Source organism: Sphingobium sp. GW456-12-10-14-TSB1 (genome assembly GCF_059424385.1).
Window position 1 is genome coordinate 573,728 of the sequence record NZ_JBWKZI010000001.1, and the last position, 18,680, is coordinate 592,407.

Sequence of the window (18,680 nt, forward strand, 5' to 3'; positions counted from 1 at the left end):
TCTATGCAGCCGCGATCACGGATTCAGTGTCAGCAACGCCCAATTCACCAGACAGGAGTTTGGGCAGCAATTCATCCCGAAGGCTGGTGAGGGATGCGGTTTCCTCAGCCAATTGCACGATGCGGGAGAATGTTGTTTTCATGATTGCAACAAACGCATCATGGACAGCGGGAGAAGGCTTAATCATGGCAACGGTCCGCAGAACGCCTTTGCTTATTTCTTGAAAAGTCGATCCGTTAGCATTCGACTTGATAAGCTTCATGTTTTCATGGCACCAAGCCCAAGCATAGAAAGGCGAAAGCGTCTTTTCCACAAATGCCGCAATGCCCTGATTGATGCTTACAGGCAGAGCGTTAAAGGCGAGGTATCCTATAGGCGCACGCGACGACATCAGCAGAGACATTTCTGGTATTTTCCCCGAACTGCAAACATTGAAGCCCTGTTCGGTCAACGAGCGGTCGGTTTGGGTTAGCAGTGGTCCCGGTAGGCCAGACATGTCCTTAGGAGTCGCCCATGCATGAGCCCCGCCCCAGTATTCGGCTTGCTTAGTGGACGGCGTGTTTCCGGCCACGATAGAAAACAGCTCACCGACAGTGCTTTGCTTCCATTCCTTCGGCAACCCTTCATCGTCAAAGCAATCCGGGAAAAGTGCGGCGATGTCAGCGGGTAAACCAGTGTCGCGACCCTCGGCGTTTGCATGGACAGGATCGAAATCGACAAACCAGCACTTGAAAAGCGCCCGCGCCATTTCCTCCAGCGTTGCAGCAGCCTTTCGGTTGATTTCAATTTTCTCGTCAAGCGAGGACAAAACGGCTGTTATATCTTCCTGCACTTTGATTGGCGGGATGCTCAAGTGCAGGTGTTCAAAGCATGTTGTCGGAACACGTTGGCGCCCTGAAGTGCCGCTCATCTGAGAAATGGCAAAATCTCGAAACACCTGACTCTTGACCGTGTAAAAGGCAAAGTCCGATGTTGTCACACCATCGCGGCCCCGAAACACGATGAACTCCGTTGAACCGAAACCAAATCCGTGCCGATCTGTGGACCGAAAACGTGCAATCTTGCCGTTTTCAAGGCACGGCGTGATGCGGGCCATGAGCGTATCGCCATCTTCGAAGCGTGAACCGCCACCTAGGCCGCGCGTTTGCGAGGCTTCCACATACTGAGCGCTGCCATCAACCGCCGCCATATCCACAAACGGCAAACTTCTCGCATGTGGCGGCTTTATCCTTGGGTTGATAATGAACGCCTGAGCAGCAGCCATTTGTTGCCACTCACCAGCCATAACCAACCTTCTTCAGTTGGCTGCGGATTTCAAAATCGAGCACATTGCCGCGTTCCATCTGCTTTTTTAGTGTTGTGGTGAGCCGGACCATCTTTTCCGCAAAAGGCTCGTCATCCTCTGCCTGCGCCGCCTGCTCCACATACATGCCCGGCGTCAGCACGAACCGTTTGGCAGCAATTTCTTCGATTTTCACCGATTTGGCGAAGCCGGGCACGTCCTCATACTTGCCGTTCTTTTCCCGCCATGCATGATAGGTATCAGCGATGGTCGCCACGTCCTCAGCGGTCAGCTCTTTCAGCGTCCGCGTTACCATCGCTCCATGATTGCGCGCATCAATGAACAGCACGTCGCCGCGTCGGTCACGCAGCTTCTTGTCCTTCACTATACCGTTCGACTTGTCGCGTGCGACGAACCACAAGCACACCGGAATCTGTGTGGTCGAAAAAAGCTGGCCGGGAAGAGCCACGATGCAGTCGATCACGTCTTTTTCAATCAGCCGCTGGCGGATTTCGCCTTCGCCCGATTGCTGGCTAGACAGCGAGCCATTGGCCAGCACAAAGCCCGCGATGCCGTGCGGAGCCAGATGGTGATAAATATGCTGAACCCAGCCGAAGTTGGCATTGCCACCGGGCGGCGTGCCGAATTGCCAGCGGACATCGCCTTGCAAACGTTCCTGTCCCCAGTCGCTCTGATTAAAGGGCGGGTTGGCAAGGATGTAATCCGCTTTGATGCTGGGGTGCATATCCTCGTGGAAGCTGTCAGCCCACTTGCTGCCAAGGTTTGCCTCGATGCCCCTGATGGCCAGGTTCATCTTGGCCAGCCGCCATGTCGTGGGGTTGGACTCCTGCCCATAGATCGAAATGTCGTTTCGCCCGCCCTCGTGCGCCTCAATGAACTGTTCGGATTGCACGAACATGCCGCCTGACCCGCAACATGGGTCATACACGCGGCCCTTGAACGGCTCGATCATCGCCACCAGCAGGCGTACGACGCACCCGGCAGTATAATACTGCCCGCCGCGTTTACCCTCTGCGATGGCAAACTGGCCAAGGAAATACTCATAGACGCGGCCCAGCACGTCTTGCCCATGATGAGAATCGCGGAATGCCAGATCGGAGAAAAGCTTGACCACTTCGGCCAGCTTGGTCTGGTCCAGCTCTGGCCGGGCATAATTCTTGGTCAGCACGCCTTTGAGGGTTGGGTTCTCGCTCTCGATGGCGATCATTGCGGTGTCGATCAGCTCGCCAATGGTTGGCGTGGTGCTGGTTGCGTTTTCCTTGAGATACTCCCACCGAGCATGTTCTGGCACCCAGAACACGCTTTCGGCTGCATACCAATCCCGCTCATCAGCAAGGAAGGCGCTTTCCGAGTCAGCTTCGGCTTCCGCCTTGCGCTCGTTGAAGCGATCAGAAATGTATTTGAGGAAAATCAGCCCAAGCGCGACATGTTTATACTCCGCCGCATCCATGTTGCCGCGAAGCTTGTCAGCCGCAGCCCAAAGAGGAGCCTCAAATTCGCGAGAATTCGGCTTATCTGGCACCGTCGCGACTTTCCTTGGTCGTCCACGAGCCATTTCAACATTCCCCAGTTTCGACAAGTTAGGTGGTCCCTATCCGCCGGGCAGAACAATTCCAAGCCTAGACGATAAAATCTATCTTCCCAATAGGAAGATCTCCTCGGCCCGTTGGAGAGGCATCACCCTCTGGCGTAGCCTGCGCCAGATCTAATGGGAGACGTCGTCCCGACTTGTGCCGAATCATACCATCCCAACTCACATAAAAAGTGGGAACAAAAGTGGTCTGCGATTGATTCAGGAACAACCTTATCGTTCAAAAACAACAAGATAAAATACTTGAATGGTAGCGGAGGAGGGACTTGAACCCCCGACACGCGGATTATGATTCCGCTGCTCTAACCAGCTGAGCTACTCCGCCCCATGGGGCCGCGCGGGGCGTGTGGCCCTGCGGTGAGGCGGCGCTATACGCAGCAGGGACGGGTCGGTCAACGGGGGTAATGCGGGTAGAACGCAACTTATTTGCGACGCACGCTCCAGCCTGGCGGCAGCGTCGCGGGATAAGCCGCGATCGTGCCCGAATCGATCGCGCCGACGGCTTCGTTCACCAGCGGGCCAAGCTGGCTCATGTCGGGATTATGGCCCGCGCCCGGCATGGTCAGCAAGGTAGCGGGGGTGCCCGCGGCATCGAACAGCGCGTCGGCCTGGCTCAATTCCACCCGGTCGTCGGCAGTGCCCAGCATCATCACCAGCGGTGCATGGATCTTGGTCGCGGCATCCAGATTGTTCCATTTGTCTGGCAGCAGCAGGCCGACTGCGCCCGGTGCCGATTCCGCCAGCTTGTCGAAGGTCGACAGGGTGACCACACCCGTTACCGGCGCTGTCGCCCCGACATGCAGCGCCACCGCGCCGCCCAGCGAATGGCCGACCAGAAAGACATGGGCGTCCGTTCCGACAAGTTGCCGCGCCCGCGCGACGAAAGCGCGGCCATCGGCCACCAGTCCTGCCTGTGTCGGGCTGCCCGGATTGCCGCCAAAGCCGCGATAGGACACGACGATGACATGATCGCCATGCCCGGTCAGATGTTCGGCATAGCGCGCGGCGACCCCCTGGTTCGATCCGCGCCCGTGGAAGAAGAGGATGACGTCATGATCGCCGGGATCACCCGGCCAATAATAGCCGGTCAGTGACAAACCGTCCTCGGTCCGTACCGGCAAAGGCTGGGGCGGCGCCTTGGTCCATTGGGCGACGCTGATGGGCGTGGCGTCGGCCTTGTATATCTGTTCGCGTATGCCCGAAGCGCAGGACGCCAGCATCAATGCCGCCGCGACCAGCCATGTTTTTCTGCCCTGCATCATCATTCCCATGCCGTTTGGAGGCGGGAATAGCGTAATGGCGGGCGTCTGCGCGATTTTTCTGTTGCAATCTTTTTTGCGCCACGTCCTAATGTTGCAACGCACAACCAGCCATATTGGCTGAGGGAGGATCGACAACTTGCCCTTCCATGAAATGTTTGAGCCTGATGGTTCGATACGCCCCTGCTACGCTGAAGTGCAGAAATGGGTGGAGCGAACGGGCATTTCCGGGCTTAACCGTCGACTGGACGAGGCAGAGGCGATCTTCCGCCGCATCGGCATCACCTTCGCCGTCTATGGGGAGGGGGGCGATCCTGAACGACTGATCCCCTTCGACCTGCTGCCGCGCATCTTTACCGCGCAGGAATGGCGTGTGCTGGACAAGGGCATTCGCCAGCGCGCCCGTGCGCTCAACGCCTTCCTGCACGACGTCTATCATCGCGGGGAGATTGTGAAGGCCGGCATCATGCCTGCCGACATCATCTACCAGAACAGCGCCTATCTGGCCGAAATGGCCGACTTTTCGCCCCCCGGCAAAGTCTATAGCCATATCGTGGGCATCGACATCGTTCGCACCGGGCCGGGCAGTTTCGAAGTGCTGGAGGATAATTGCCGCACCCCGTCGGGCGTGTCCTACATGCTTGAAAATCGCGACATCATGACGCGCATGTTCCCTGAACTGTTCGCGCAGGGAATTGTCGCGCCGGTCGACGACTATCCCGCCGAGCTGTTGAAGAGCCTGAAAGAAGTCGCGCCACCCGCCTGCACCGGCGATCCGGTCGTCGTCGTGCTGACGCCTGGATCGCTTAACAGCGCCTATTATGAGCATAGTTTCCTCGCCGACCTGATGGGCGTCGAACTGGTCGAGCCGGCGGACCTGTTCGTCGATGAAGGCCGGGTGTGGATGAAAACCACGCTGGGACCGAAGGCCGTCGACGTCATCTATCGCCGTATCGACGACGAATATCTCGACCCGCTGGTGTTCCGCCCGGACAGCCTGCTGGGCGTGCCGGGCATTTTCAACGTCTATCGCAATGGCGGCGTGACGCTGGCTTCGGCACCCGGATCGGGCATCGCCGATGACAAGGCGGTCTATATCTACGTGCCCGAAATGATCCGCTTCTATCTGGGCGAGGTGCCGATCCTGGACAATATCCAGACCTGGCAATGCAGCAAGCCGGACGAATGCGCCTATGTGCTGGAAAATCTGCACGATCTGGTGGCCAAGGAAGTTCATGGATCGGGCGGGTACGGCATGTTGATCGGGCCGAAATCGTCGAAAGACGAAGTGGAGGCCTATGCCGCGCGCATCCGCGCCGATCCGGGAAAGTTCATTGCGCAACCGACGCTGGACCTGTCCACCGTCCCCACGCTCGGCCCCGCCAGCGTCGTGGGTCGCCACGCCGATTTCCGTCCCTATTGCCTGGTCGGCAAGCAATTGCGGCTGGTGCCGGGCGGCCTGACCCGCGTTGCGCTGACCGAAGGATCGCTGGTTGTCAATTCCAGCCAGGGCGGCGGCGTGAAGGACACATGGGTCATGCAGGATTGATGATGGCTCGTCACACACACCTACATCCGTTCGGGCTGAGCTTGTCGAAGCCCTGCACGTCTCTTGAAGAAAGAACAGCCGCCTTCGGCGAAGCTCAGGACAGGCTTCGACAGGCTCAGGGCGAATGGGGAAGGGGGTATCCCACATGCTGAGCCGGACCGCCGAAAATCTCTACTGGATGGCGCGCTATATGGAGCGGGCCGAAGCCACCGCCCGGCTGCTGACCATGGGGCAGCGCATGGCGATATTGCCCGGCGCGCATCATCGCGACGAATGGCGTTCCGTCGTGCGCGCGACTGGCAGCGGCCACCAGTTTCCCGAAGGGGTGCAGGTGACGGAAAGCGATGTCGTCTCCTTCCTGATGCTGGACCTCGACAATCCCAGCTCGATCCGCTCCTGCCTGCTCAAAGCCCGGTCCAACGCCAAATCGGCGCGCACCATGCTAACGCAAGATATGTGGGAAGCGCTCAACGACGGCTGGCGTAAGCTCGACAGCTATGATGTGTCCGAAGCGCGGCAGCAACTTCCGGCCCTTATCGACTGGGTCAAGACCCGCGTCATGACCTTTCGCGGCGCTACCCATTCGGGCCAGCTGCGCAATGAAGGCCATGATTTCCTGCGCTGCGGTTCCGCGCTGGAACGGGCGCAGATGACGCTACGGTTGCTTGACGTCAAATATTATGTCCTGCTGCCGGAAACCGAAGTCATCGGCGGCAATCGCGACCATTATCAATGGACATCGGTGCTGCATGCACTGTCAGGCAGCCGTGCCTATCATCATGTCTATGGCGGCACTTATACGCCCTGGCAGATCACCGATTTCCTGATGCTCAACCGCATGTTTCCGCGCAGCGTAGCCTATTGCTACGACCAGCTGGCCTATCGCCTGCACCGGCTGGAAGGGTGGCACGGCACGCGCAACCCCTGCCATGAAACGGTGCAGCAGATGGTGACTGCGCTCGAACAGCTCGACAGTGGGGAAATCTTCCGCTTCGGCCTGCATGAAACGGTGCAGCATGGCCTGCAAATGACCAACCAACTGGGCATGGAAATCGCCCAGGCCTATCATTTCGGCTAGAAGGGGGAAGGGGGGCCTTTCATGAAATTGCTTGTCCGCCACCAGACCGTCTATCGCTATGACGCATCGGCCGGGCGCGTGGCGATGCGGCTGAAGCTGATGCCGGTCGATACCCCGGCGCAGACCGTGCTGGATTGGCAGGTCAGCGTGAATGGCGATGTGCTGACGGATTTTCGCCCCAACAGCTATGGCGAGATGGAAACGATCTGGATTCGCCATGATCGGCAGGACAATGCCGTCATCGTCGCCGAAGGGCTGGTCGAAACCCGCGAGACTCATGGCGTCGTCGGTGCGCCGGTCAGCCGGGTCAATCCGCGCTATTTCCTGCGCGAAACGCCGCTCACCCGCGCGTCGGACGGTATCGCCGCCATGGCCCGCGCCACGCCAGAAGGCGACGGCCCGCTCGCCCGGCTGCACGCGCTGTCCGCCGCCGTTATCGATGCGGTAGGCTATCGCGCGGGCGTCACGACATCGGCCACCACCGCCGCGCAGGCCTTTGCGCTGGGGGCAGGGGTGTGTCAGGACCATGCCCAGATTTTCATTGCCGGGGCGCGATCGCTCGGCATCCCGGCGCGCTATGTGTCGGGCTATCTGCTGGCGGGTGACGGCAGCGAATTGCATGAAACCCATGGCTGGGCCGAAGCATTGGTGCCCGAACTGGGCTGGGTAGGCTTCGATCCGTCCAATCGCGTCTGCGTGACCGAACGCTATCTGCGCGTCGCCAGCGGGCTGGACGCGGATGAGGCCGCGCCGATCCGGGGCACGATCACGGTTGCGGGCGATATCTCGATTGACGCGGACGTCCGTATCGCGCAGGCGGTTGATGGCGTCGAGGAACGGCAGTTGCAGCGGCAACAGCAGCAGTCTATCCCGCCGTCCAACGCGCAGCTTTGATTCAGCTTTCGGGGACGGGGACGAATGACCTATTGTGTGGCGGTGCGGGTTGACCAGGGGCTGGTCATGCTGTCCGACACCCGCACCAATGCGGGCATGGACAATATCGCCCGCTTTCGTAAGAGCTTCACCTATCTGGTCGAGGGCGAACGGGCGATCACCCTGCTTTGTTCAGGTAACCTGTCGATCACGCAGGGGGTGAAGGCCACGCTCAGCAAGGCGATCAAGGACGCCAAGCTCGACCCCGACATCGAAACCATCCTCAATTGCAGCACCATGCACCGCGTCGCGCAGATCGTGGGCGATGCGATGCGCGCCATGCAGACGCGATACCGCGAAAGCATCGAAATGGGCGGTTCGGGCGCCAGCGCCTCAATCATGATCGCGGGCCAGCGCCGGGGCGGCAAGCCGCGACTTTACCTCGTCTACAGCGCGGGCAATTTCATCGAAGCGACCGAGGACACGCCTTTCTTCCAGATCGGCGAGCATAAATATGGCAAGCCGATTCTGGACCGCATCATCACGCGCGACACCACGCTGGAAGACGCGACGAAGGCGGTGCTGGTGTCGATGGATTCGACCCTGCGCTCCAACCTGTCCGTCGGCATGCCGCTCGACCTGACGGTCATCCCGACCGACAGGTTCGACTTCCGCGTCCGCACCCGCATCGAAGCCGACAATGAAGAATTCGCCATGATCTCCCAGGGCTGGAGCGCCGCGCTGCGCAAGGGCTTCGAGGATTTGCCCAACGTATTGGATTGAGCAGGGCCGGAGGGGGAGGCGACGCGGCCCCGTTTGCGCCACAGGGCTGCGCCGATCGACGGCGGCGGATCTCTTGCGCTACCCACACCCCCGCTTCGCACCGCCCAAGCAAATCCTTCGCTTGCCTGCGCGCCGTCACCGCCTATCTCTCCCATCAACACGAATCGCATCTGAAAGCCTGATATGACCGCCACCCATTCGACCCGTATGCTCATCCTCGGTTCCGGCCCTGCTGGCCTGTCCGCCGCCATTTATGGCGCGCGTGCGGGACTGGCGCCGATCGTGGTGCAGGGGATGCAGCCGGGCGGGCAACTCACCATCACCACCGACGTCGAAAATTACCCCGGTTTCAAGGATGTGATCCAGGGGCCATGGCTGATGGAGCAGATGCAGGCGCAGGCCGAGCATGTCGGCGCGCAGATGATGTATGACCAGATTGTCGATGTGGACCTGTCGCAGCGGCCCTTTCGCCTGACCGGGGACGGCGGTGTCGTCTATGTCGCCGATACGCTGGTCATCTGCACCGGCGCGCAGGCCAAATGGCTGGGCGTAGAAGGGGAAGAGCATTTGCAGGGCAAGGGCGTCAGCGCCTGTGCCACCTGCGACGGCTTTTTCTATCGCGGCAAGAAGGTGGTGGTCATCGGCGGCGGCAATACTGCGGTCGAGGAAGCGCTGTACCTCACCAACCACAGCCATGACGTCACCCTGATCCATCGCCGCGACACGCTGCGCGCCGAAAAGATTTTGCAGGAACGGCTCCACGCCCATCCGAATATCAAGGTGCTGTGGAACAAGGCGGTCGATAAATTTGTCGGCGGCGGCACGCCTGAAGGGCTGGTCGGCGTGGACCTTGTCGACACGGTAACCGGCGAAAAGTCGCATGAGCCTACCGACGGCGGCTTCGTTGCGATCGGCCATCATCCCGCAACCGAACTCTTCACCGGCAAGCTGCCGATGGATGAGGGCTATCTGCTGGTCGAAAAGGGCACCACCCGCACCTCGATCCCCGGTGTGTTCGCGGCAGGCGACGTGACCGACAAAATCTATCGCCAGGCGGTGACCGCGGCCGGCATGGGCTGCATGGCGGCGCTGGACGTGGAGAAATTCCTGGCCGAGGCGGATTTCGAGGCGATGGTCGAGACGTGACTACTTGCCGTTCGGGCTGAGCGAAGTCGAAGCCTTCCACTGAGCGGAGCGAAGTGCCATCACTACGTTCAGGCGGACCCTTCGACTTCGCTCAGGGCGAACGGATATTACTGCGCCACCTTGCTCCGCGCAAAGGCGACCAGCGACCCGAACGTCTCGAACGTGTCGCCGTCGATGTCGTCATCCTCGATCAATATGTCGAAACGATCTTCCATCTCGGTCAGCAAGCCAGCAACCGCCATCGAATCCAGCTCCGGCAGCGCGCCGAACAAGGGCGTGTCAGCCGCAAACCCGTCGACCTGATCCTGCGAAAGGCCCAGCACGTCGCGCAACAGCGCCCGCGTCAGAAGCTCGATGTCATCGGTCCGGTCGACCGGCTGAGGAGATTGCGCCCGCATGATGGGCGTCGTCCTAGTCATTCCCGCCCTATCCGACAAGCGCGGAAATGGCTGTCCGGGCCGCAGGCAGCCAGTTGGACGCATGGCGCGGGTTGAAGGCGTCGATGCGGTGGAGCGGTACTCGCTCCTCCATCCAGTCGCTCTTGTAGGGATTGTCGCCCGTGCCATAGTCTATCGTCGCGACCCGATCGCCATCGATCGCTTGGGCAAACATCGCATGGCTCAGCAGCGTGCCGGGCGATCCCGCGTCGTGGGCGCGATCATGGGACAGTTTGTGGATGAGCGCGACGCCATTTTCCACCGTCCATAATTGGGTGGCGACCGCGCGGCCCCTGTTCCCCTCGGCCTCCCGCGCAAAGCCCAACCGCAACGTCCCGGCATCACTTTCCTGCTCGACCAGCGCGCGCAGGAAATTCAGACCGGGTTCCGCCTCCTTCCAGCTGCGCCCATGCACATCGACATAATCGCGCCACAGATCGTCGGTCAGCCGGTCGCTGATCGACAGGTCATAGCGGTTGGCCCGCGCCCGGCGCCTGACGAGCGTGCGCAGCCGACCGGGGCGGCTGGCCCAATAGGTCGCGAAATTCCGCCCGGCGACCGCCAGAATATGCCGCCCGCCCATTGGCCGCGACAGCGCAAACCATCCGGTCCGGCGCAGGCTGGCCAGCAGTTCGACGCTCGATTCGACCGGATAGAGGTCGATCTGGCTGGCGGTGCGCAACAGGTGGCGGCTCAGCGTGTCGAGCAGGTGCGCCCGCTGCACAGCATCGGGGTCGCCCGTGAACAGCGGCGACCAGTCGAAACTATACCAGTTGGCCAGCGCAGACAGACGACGGCTTTCATGTTCCAGCAGGAACAGCCAGGCCTGTGCGCCATTATCCTCTGACATGACCACCCGAACCGGGACATCGGCCAGACAATGACGATGCAGCAGATCGAACCAGTCGAACCGGCCAAACAGGCCGGGCACGGCGTCGCGATCAAGACCGCCTTGCAGCGCGTCCCGCACTTGCGCGAGGCTGTGATATTCCCTTGTCGTCGGCAACCGACTATCTCCGCATGCGTGAAGGTGAGGCTTAGGGGCAAAGTCTGGAAATGGAGTTAAGCATGCGCCAGACAGACCAGACCATGGCGATCCTGCCGATCGACCATCTGCTGCTGCGTGGCGATCGGGACCGGGCGGCGCTGGACGGGCGGTCGGGCAGCTATAATTTTGCCGAGCTGGAAGAAACGCTGGGGCGGCTTGCAGGCTGGCTGGCGGGGTTTGGACTGGAACCGGGCGCACGGGTGGCGAGCTGGATCGCAAAAGGGCCGGTGGCGGCGCTGATGCCGCTCGCCGCGCCGCGTGCGGGTTTTGTCCATGTCCCGGTCAATCCGCTGCTCAAACATGCGCAGGTGGCGCATATTCTGGCCGATAGCGGCGCGGCGCTGCTGATCGGCACGACGGCGCGACTCGCGACGCTGGCACCGGGCGATGTGCCGCAGGGGTGCCAGTTGCATCGGGAGGATGACGCCGCCTGCGCCATGAGCGGGGGGGCGGCGCTTGCACCATCGACCGCGGCCCCGGACGATCTCGCCGCCATCCTCTACACCAGCGGATCGACCGGGCGGCCCAAGGGAGTGATGCTCAGCCACGCCAATCTCTGGCTGGGCGCGGTCGCGGTGGCCGACTATCTGGGTCTGACGCCGCAGGACCGCACAGCCTGCGTCCTGCCGTTCAGCTTCGATTATGGCCAGAATCAGCTGCTCTCAACCTGGTTTGCCGGCGGCTGCGTTTATCCGCTCGACTATCTGACGGCCCGTGACGTCATGAAGCTGGTCGACCGGCGCGACATCACGACGCTGGCGGGTGTGCCGCCGCTGTGGGGGCAACTGACCGAACTGGATTGGCCGCCGGAGGTCGCGGCCAAGCTCAAACGCCTGACCAACAGTGGCGGCGCGCTGACCCGACCTTTGGTATCCCGGCTGCGCGCGCTGTTTCCCAAGGCCGATCTTTATCCCATGTACGGCCTGACCGAAGCTTTTCGCTCCACCTACCTGCCGCCCGCCCTGGTTGAGAGCCACCCCGACTCGATGGGGTCGGCGATCCCCTTTGCCGAGATATTGGTGGTCCGTCCCGATGGCAGCATCACTGACGATGACGAACCGGGCGAACTGGTCCATTGCGGCCCCCTCGTCGCCCAGGGCTATTGGCGCGACGTGGCCCGTACCGCCGAGCGCTTCAAGCCCGCGCCATCCGCGTCCCGCTATGGCGGCATGGCGGTCTGGTCCGGCGACACGGTGCGGCGCGATGCCGATGGCCTGCTCTATTTCGTCGGGCGCGACGATGCGATGATCAAGTCGGCGGGCAACCGGATCAGCCCGACCGAGATAGAGGAGGCTGCGGTGGCGGTGCCGGGCGTCGCCGAAGCGGTGGCACTGGGGGTGAAGGATGAACGGCTGGGGCAGGCGGTCAAATTGCTGATCCGCTCCGCCGACCCGGACGTTGCCCAGGCGGTCGCCACGCACATCAAGGCGGAACTGCCCAATTTCATGCAACCGCGCGAAATCCTTGTGCTGGCGGCATTTCCCCGCAATCCCAACGGCAAGATTGATCGAGTCGCGCTGGCGCGGGAGTATGGCATTTGAAACCGATGGGACCAATCCCGGCGTGGTTTGCGGGCGAAGAGGGGATGCTGCTGATCGGCGGCTATGGCGCGGCGAGTCTGGTCGACGAAGTGGGCGATACGCCGCTCTTTGCCTATGACATGGACATTGTCCGGGCGCAGATCCGCCGTTTTCGCGAAGCCATGCCACAGGCGCTTCACCTCCATTATGCGATCAAGGCGAACCCCTATGCGCCGCTGCTGACGGCGATGGCGGAGCAGGTGGACGGCTTCGACATTGCGTCGGGCGGTGAACTGGAGATGGCGCTGGCGGCGGGCATGGACCCGGCACGGATCAGCTTTGCCGGGCCGGGCAAGCGCAATGACGAACTGGAAGCGGCGATCTTTGCCGGGGTCACGCTGAACCTTGAATCCGAAGGGGAGGGGCGGCGCGCGCTCGCCATCGGCCAGCGGATAGGCAAGACCCCGCGCGTCGCCGTGCGGGTGAACCCGGACTTTGATCTCAAAGGATCAGGGATGCGGATGGGTGGCGGGGCCAAACCCTTTGGCGTCGATGCCGATCGCGCCGCCGCGCTCGCGCGCGCAATGATCGATGGCGGTGCGGACTGGCGCGGCTGGCATATCTTTGCCGGCAGCCAGAATCTCGATGCGATGGCGATCATCGAAACGCAGGCGGCGACGATCGCGCTGGCCGCCCGCCTGTCCGAAGCGGTGGGCGTCACGCCGCCGCTGGTCAATCTGGGCGGCGGCTTTGGCCTTGCCTATTTCCCCGGCGACGTGCCGCTCGACATCCGCCCCATCGGCGTCGCGCTCGACACAGCGTTCGAATCGCTGCCGGATATTCTCAAGGGCAGCGCCTTTGCGATCGAACTGGGCCGCTGGCTGGTCGGGGAGGCGGGCGTCTATCTGACCCGCGTGATCGATGTGAAGATCAGCCAGGGCGAAACCTTCGTTATCGTCGATGGCGGGCTGCATCATCAACTGGCGGCCAGCGGTAATTTCGGCACGGTGGTTCGCCGCAACTATCCGATCGCGCTCGCCAACCATTTCGGCGCGCCGCCAGCCGCCGATCCCGCGACGGTTGTTGGCTGCCTCTGCACGCCCATCGACCGGCTGGGTGACAGGATTGCGCTGCCACCAGTGCAGGAAGGCGACCTGATCGCCATTTTCCTTGCCGGTGCCTATGGCGCATCAGCCAGTCCGGCGGCATTTCTTGGTCATCCAAGTCCTCGCGAAGTTTTACTTGGCTGAGTTGTTGGTGACTTAACTCCTAACGGTATCTTTACCCTTTCCCGGCAAGAAGAGCTCGGAAGCCCTGTGCTGACCGGCCCGCCTTGCCCTCTTTGGCGGCTGGTCGCGCATGGCCGCACAAAGAGGTGAGATTATGCGTTTCGTGTCGGTTTCCAGGCTCCTGATCGGTGCATCGCTGCCCGCGCTTGTCCTGTCGGGCTGCGCTGCGGGTGGCGCCAGCGGACCGCAATTGCCGCCAGCCTCTTTCGTGTCGACCCGCGAAGGGCCGGGCGAGGAATATGTGATCGGCCCGCTCGATGATCTCACCATCTTCGTGTGGCGCAACCCCGAACTGGGGGCAAAGGTTCAGGTGCGCCCGGATGGCCGCATCACCACGCCGCTGATCACCGACATGCCGGCGGTGGGCAAGACACCCAAAATGCTGGCCGATGACATCAAGCTGGCGCTGACCCAATATATCGAAAACCCTCTGGTTTCGGTGATCGTCAACAATTTCAGCGGTACGTTCAGCCAGCAGGTGCGGATCGTGGGCGCGACGGAAAAGCCCGCCTCCATCCCCTATCGCGCCAATATGACGCTGCTCGATGCGATGATCTCTGTCGGCGGCCTGTCGGAATTTGCAGCGGGCAACCGCGCGCGGCTGGTCCGCTTCAACAAGAATACCGGCAAGCAGCAGGAATATCAGGTCCGCATCAACGACCTGCTGAAGAAGGGCGATACGAAGGCGAACGTCATGCTCGCGCCCGGCGACGTCATCATCATCCCTGAAAGCATGTTCTGATCATGGCCGGTCTCTACGAAGAATTGCTGCTGCTGCTCCACGGCGTCTGGAGCCGACGCTGGATCGCGCTCGGCGTGGCCTGGGGCGTATGCATGCTGGGCTGGCTGGGCGTCGCCCTGATCCCCAACAGCTACCAGTCGAAGGCGCGGGTCTATGTAAACACCCAGTCGCTGCTGGAGGACAAGGTGGGCATCACCCAGGTCCAGTCGCAGCAGGATCTAGACCGGGTCCGCAATACGCTGGCCAGCGCGGAAAATCTGGAAAAGGTCGTGCGTAACACCGACCTGTCGCAGAGCGTGTCCGGCCCCCGCGACATCGCGGCCAAGATCACGAAGCTGCGCGAGAATATCACGGTGATGGCGCAGGCTGACCCCAGCATGATCGACATCAGCGCGATTTCCGCGGACAGCAGCCTGTCGGACGGCGCGAATGCGCGGATTTCGCAGCAGATCGTGCAAAAGCTGATCGATATTTTCCAGGAGGAAAATCTCTCCGGCGACCGCAATGAAACCAAGCAGAGCCTTGCCTTCCTGGATCAGCAGATCGCAGCGCGGGGCAAGCAGCTGGAAGCCGCCGACCAGCGCCGCGTTGAATTTGCGCAGCGCTATGTCGGCCTCTTGCCCGGTGCTGGCTCGATCAGCCAGCGGATGGATGCCGCGCGGCAGGAAATCAACACGATCGATTCGCAACTGGTCCAGGCGCAAAGCGCGCTCAGTGCCATGAACGGCCAGTTGGCGGGCACGCCGCAAAGCCTGCCGGGCGTCGGCCCTTCGGGCGGCCCTTCGGCGCTGGGTCAGGCGCAGGCCAATCTGGCCGCAATGCGCGCGCGCGGCTGGACCGCGCAACACCCCGACGTGATCGCTGCCCAGCGTGAAGTGGACGCCCTGCGCAAGTCCGGCGGCGGCGCCAGTTCGGGCGGTGGCGGCACACCCAATCCTGCCTATCTGTCGATCAAGTCGATGCAGGCTGAACGCGCCGCCACGGTGCAGGCGCTTTCGACCCGCAAGGCGCAGCTACAGGCCGATCTCAACACGATGATGGCCAAGCAGGTCGATGAACCGGGCATCGCGTCGGAGCAGGAAAAGCTGGACCGCGACTATGAGGTTCTGAAAACCCAATATGACAAGCTGCTGGCCGATCGGGAGGAGATCCGCCTGCGTGGCGAGGTAAAGACCGAGACCGGCTCCGTCCAGTTCCGCGTCATCAACCCGCCCAGCATGCCGACCGCGCCTGCCGCGCCCAACCGGCCGCTGCTGTTGCTGGCTGTGCTGGTCCTGGGGATCGGTGCAGGCGTCGGCGTGGCTTTCGCCATGGGGCAGCTCAAGGGCACATTCCCCACCGCCGCGCGGCTGGAGCGGGCGATCGGCCTGCCGGTCGCAGGCTCCATCAGCCAGACGATCAGCGCCGCGCAGGTCGCCATCGACAAACAGCGGATGAAATGGTTCGCAGGCGCCAGCGGTGGTCTGGCCGCTGTCTGCCTGCTGCTGATCGTCGTCGAATTCGTCCAGCGCGGTATGGCGTGAAGGAGCCAGGAACCATGAACCAGCATAGCTCCATCCAGGGTGGATCGCTGATCGAGCGGGCGACGGAGATTTACGATTTCTCGGCTGCCCTGCGCGGTCGTGCCGCCCCGGCCGTCGACGTTCCGGCGGACCTGCCACCAGCGCCGGTCATGGCCGACCCTGTGTCGCCTTCACCGTCGGCCTTTCGCGCCCTGCCCTGGACCGGCCCGGTCCAGCCGATCGATCGCATCAAGCTGGAGGAGGCCGGTTTCCTGCGCCCCGACGGCGCAGTCACCGCGATGAGCGAGGAGTTCCGGCTGCTCAAGCGCGACCTGCTCGCCCAGTTACAGGGGCAGGAGCGCGGCAATCGCATCCTCATCTGTTCGGCCCATAGCGGCGATGGCAAGACATTCTGCGCCATCAATCTGGCGCTCAGCCTGGCGGCGGAGAAAGACCGCGAAATCCTGCTGGTGGATGCGGATTTCGGCAAGCCCGGCATCCCCGAAACGCTGGGTCTGGAAAGCGGCCCCGGCCTGATGGACGCGCTCGCCGATCCGATGATCGCGATAGAGGATATCATCATCCGCACGGACCTGCCGTCGCTGTCAGTGCTGCCTGCCGGGCAACGCAGCAATGCCGACACGGAATATCTTGCGTCCGCGCGCACCGAACAATTGCTGTCGCGGCTGACCGAAGGACGGCCCGAACGCATCATCATTTTCGATTCGCCGCCGTTGCTGGCGGCATCGCCCGCCGCCGTGCTGGCCAGCCATGTCGCGATCGCGCTGCTGGTCGTGCGCGCCGACAGCACATCGGAAAGCGCGCTGCGCGATGCTGCCGGGATGCTCAAGGGCGGCGCACAGGTTCAGCTTCTGCTCAACGCGGTCCGCTTCAACGGCGGCGGTCGCCGGTTCGGCAGCTATTATGCCAAGGGGAAGAGTTCGTCATGACTGTCCGTCAGTGGATCAGCGGCGCATCGCTCGCCGTGCTGGCCGCGGGGAGTGCGCCTGCGCTCGCCCAGACGACCAGCGCGGACCGGCGCGTCAATGTCACGCCCTATCTGGGCGTTGATCAGGTGGTGATGGCGCCGCTCAAGGGCGATGGCGATGTGCTGACCTACACCAATGTCACCGCAGGCGTGACGGCGCAGGTCCAGACCCGCCGGGTCGAAGCCGCCGTCGATCTGCAATATAATCACAGCTTCAGCTGGAGCAACCAGATCGGTGACCAGGATGTGCTGAGCGGCATCGCCAACGCGACCGTCAATGTCGCGCGCGGCCTGTCTATCCATACCGGCGGGCTGGCATCGCGGGTGCGGACGGATGGACTTTCGGGCGCATCGACGCTCAACGACAGCTACACCAGTCAGGTCTATGCCGGTTATATCGGTCCGGCCTACACGACGCAGATCGGTGACATCACCGTCAACGCGTCCTATCGGCTCGGCTATGCGCGGGTCGAGGACGATCTGGACTCCAACCTCTCCAACGCTCCTGTCAGCGGATCTTTCGCGGACAGCTGGACGCATAATCTGATGGGATCGGTGGGCTTTGGCCCCGGCACCTTGCTGCCTGTCGGCTTGACCGCCAGCGCAGGTTATGACCGTGAGGATGCCAGCCAGCTCGATCAGCGGTTCGAGGACAAATGGGGCCGCGTCGACGCCACGCTGCCGGTATCGCGCACCGTCGCGCTGATCGGTGGTCTTGGATATGAGCAGATCGAAATCAGCCAGCGTTCGCCGCTGCTGGATTCAACGGGTGTGCCCGTCATCCGCAACGGTCGCTATGTCACTGACAAAAGCTCGCCGCGCGCGCTGGTCTATGAATTTGACGATATTATCTGGGACGCGGGCGTGTTGTGGCGGCCCAGCCGTCGCACGTCGCTTCAGGCGCAGGTCGGTCAGCGCTATGGCGGCATGACCTATCAGGGCAGCTTTACCTGGCAGGGCGCGAACAGCAGCTTTGCCGTCATCCTGTTCGACGGTATCGACAGCTTCGGTCGTCTGATCACCGCCAATGCCGCCGCGCTGTCGGGCAGCAGCTTCGACGTGGCGCGCAACCCCTTCACCGGCGACATTACCGGTTGCGCCTTCTCCACCACCGGCGGCGGGCAATGTTTCAATGATGCGCTGTCGGGCATCACCGACGCCAATTTCCGTTATCGCGGCGTTTCGGCGCAATATTCGCTGCGCCGCGGCCAGTGGGGCTGGGGCGTGGGCGCCGGTTATTCGCAGCGCAAGTTTGTCACGCCGCAGGGACAGACTGTCCTGGTGCGCGGGTCGAAGGACGAGAACTGGTATGGCAATGCGTCGATGACCTATATGTTGGGCAATCGCGACAGCATCGATACCGTTGTTTACGTCAATTATTTCGACGCCAGCGACGCGCGCCCAGATGTTCTCAACTATGGCGGGTTCACCAGCTATTACAAGGGTTTGACCCGTCGTCTTTCGGCGTCGGCGTCGGTCGGTGTGGACGGCGTTAAGGCGGATGATCTCGACACGGTGATCAGCGCGATGGGGCAGGTCGGCCTGCGTTACAGTTTCTAACGGGTCGGTTGG

At 62.1% G+C, this 18,680-nt stretch carries 16 protein-coding genes and 1 tRNA gene; 11 read left to right on the forward strand and 6 right to left on the reverse strand.

Going from position 1 to position 18,680, the window contains the following annotated elements:
- Position 1: 1 nt before the first annotated feature.
- From AC07X9_RS02920 to AC07X9_RS02935, 4 genes are all read right to left on the reverse strand, one after another.
- Positions 2-1,285, reverse strand: coding sequence for a restriction endonuclease subunit S (locus AC07X9_RS02920; RefSeq protein ID WP_140159555.1), 1,284 nt, complete (start codon positions 1,283-1,285; stop codon positions 2-4).
- Complete coding sequence (locus AC07X9_RS02925; RefSeq protein ID WP_254908028.1) at positions 1,275-2,825, reverse strand: type I restriction-modification system subunit M; 1,551 nt, start codon at positions 2,823-2,825, stop codon at positions 1,275-1,277. Before AC07X9_RS02925 ends, AC07X9_RS02920 begins: the two co-directional genes overlap by 11 nt.
- 317 nt (positions 2,826-3,142) lie before the next feature.
- Positions 3,143-3,219, reverse strand: a tRNA-Met gene (locus AC07X9_RS02930).
- Positions 3,220-3,316: 97 nt separating this feature from the next.
- On the reverse strand, positions 3,317-4,159 hold the full coding sequence (locus AC07X9_RS02935; RefSeq protein WP_017181333.1) for an alpha/beta hydrolase: 843 nt from the start codon (positions 4,157-4,159) through the stop codon (positions 3,317-3,319).
- A gap of 133 nt (positions 4,160-4,292) precedes the next feature.
- Between AC07X9_RS02935 and AC07X9_RS02940 the strand changes: the two genes are divergently transcribed.
- The 5 genes from AC07X9_RS02940 (at position 4,293) to trxB (ending at position 9,582) form a co-directional block, all read left to right on the forward strand.
- Positions 4,293-5,702 (forward strand): circularly permuted type 2 ATP-grasp protein, encoded by a 1,410-nt coding sequence (locus tag AC07X9_RS02940; protein WP_026002081.1) that lies wholly within the window; start codon positions 4,293-4,295, stop codon positions 5,700-5,702.
- Between the two features lie 145 nt (positions 5,703-5,847).
- Positions 5,848-6,780 (forward strand): alpha-E domain-containing protein, encoded by a 933-nt coding sequence (locus tag AC07X9_RS02945; protein WP_017181331.1) that lies wholly within the window; start codon positions 5,848-5,850, stop codon positions 6,778-6,780.
- Positions 6,781-6,801: 21 nt separating this feature from the next.
- A complete protein-coding gene (locus tag AC07X9_RS02950; protein ID WP_017181330.1) occupies positions 6,802-7,674 on the forward strand; it encodes a transglutaminase family protein in 873 nt (290 codons plus the stop codon).
- Between the two features lie 24 nt (positions 7,675-7,698).
- On the forward strand, positions 7,699-8,436 hold the full coding sequence (locus AC07X9_RS02955) for a proteasome-type protease (protein WP_017181329.1): 738 nt from the start codon (positions 7,699-7,701) through the stop codon (positions 8,434-8,436).
- Between the two features lie 183 nt (positions 8,437-8,619).
- A complete protein-coding gene (gene trxB / locus AC07X9_RS02960) occupies positions 8,620-9,582 on the forward strand; it encodes a thioredoxin-disulfide reductase (protein WP_017181328.1) in 963 nt (320 codons plus the stop codon).
- Positions 9,583-9,689: 107 nt separating this feature from the next.
- Here the strand turns inward: trxB and AC07X9_RS02965 are convergent, their stop codons facing one another.
- Positions 9,690-9,980 carry a phosphopantetheine-binding protein gene (locus AC07X9_RS02965; RefSeq protein ID WP_017181327.1) on the reverse strand — a complete coding sequence of 97 codons (291 nt, stop codon included), beginning with the start codon at positions 9,978-9,980 and terminating at the stop codon, positions 9,690-9,692.
- Positions 9,981-10,008: 28 nt separating this feature from the next.
- The gene (locus AC07X9_RS02970) at positions 10,009-11,025 is read right to left on the reverse strand and encodes a GNAT family N-acetyltransferase (RefSeq protein WP_026002080.1); all 1,017 of its coding nucleotides are present in this window, start codon (positions 11,023-11,025) and stop codon (positions 10,009-10,011) included.
- Between the two features lie 62 nt (positions 11,026-11,087).
- Between AC07X9_RS02970 and AC07X9_RS02975 the strand changes: the two genes are divergently transcribed.
- The 6 genes from AC07X9_RS02975 (at position 11,088) to AC07X9_RS03000 (ending at position 18,668) form a co-directional block, all read left to right on the forward strand.
- Positions 11,088-12,608, forward strand: coding sequence for an acyl-CoA ligase (AMP-forming), exosortase A system-associated (locus tag AC07X9_RS02975; protein WP_017181325.1), 1,521 nt, complete (start codon positions 11,088-11,090; stop codon positions 12,606-12,608).
- Complete coding sequence (locus AC07X9_RS02980; protein ID WP_026002079.1) at positions 12,605-13,837, forward strand: pyridoxal-dependent decarboxylase, exosortase A system-associated; 1,233 nt, start codon at positions 12,605-12,607, stop codon at positions 13,835-13,837. Before AC07X9_RS02975 ends, AC07X9_RS02980 begins: the two co-directional genes overlap by 4 nt.
- A 133-nt stretch (positions 13,838-13,970) precedes the next feature.
- Positions 13,971-14,618 carry an XrtA/PEP-CTERM system exopolysaccharide export protein gene (locus AC07X9_RS02985; RefSeq protein WP_017181323.1) on the forward strand — a complete coding sequence of 216 codons (648 nt, stop codon included), beginning with the start codon at positions 13,971-13,973 and terminating at the stop codon, positions 14,616-14,618.
- Between the two features lie 2 nt (positions 14,619-14,620).
- Positions 14,621-16,141, forward strand: coding sequence for an XrtA system polysaccharide chain length determinant (locus tag AC07X9_RS02990; RefSeq protein ID WP_017181322.1), 1,521 nt, complete (start codon positions 14,621-14,623; stop codon positions 16,139-16,141).
- A gap of 14 nt (positions 16,142-16,155) precedes the next feature.
- Positions 16,156-17,070: an AAA family ATPase gene (locus tag AC07X9_RS02995; RefSeq protein ID WP_017181321.1), complete on the forward strand. Its 915-nt coding sequence runs from the start codon at positions 16,156-16,158 to the stop codon at positions 17,068-17,070.
- Positions 17,067-18,668, forward strand: coding sequence for a hypothetical protein (locus AC07X9_RS03000; protein ID WP_086485472.1), 1,602 nt, complete (start codon positions 17,067-17,069; stop codon positions 18,666-18,668). The genes AC07X9_RS02995 and AC07X9_RS03000 overlap by 4 nt, the downstream gene beginning before the upstream one ends.
- Positions 18,669-18,680 lie beyond the last annotated feature (12 nt).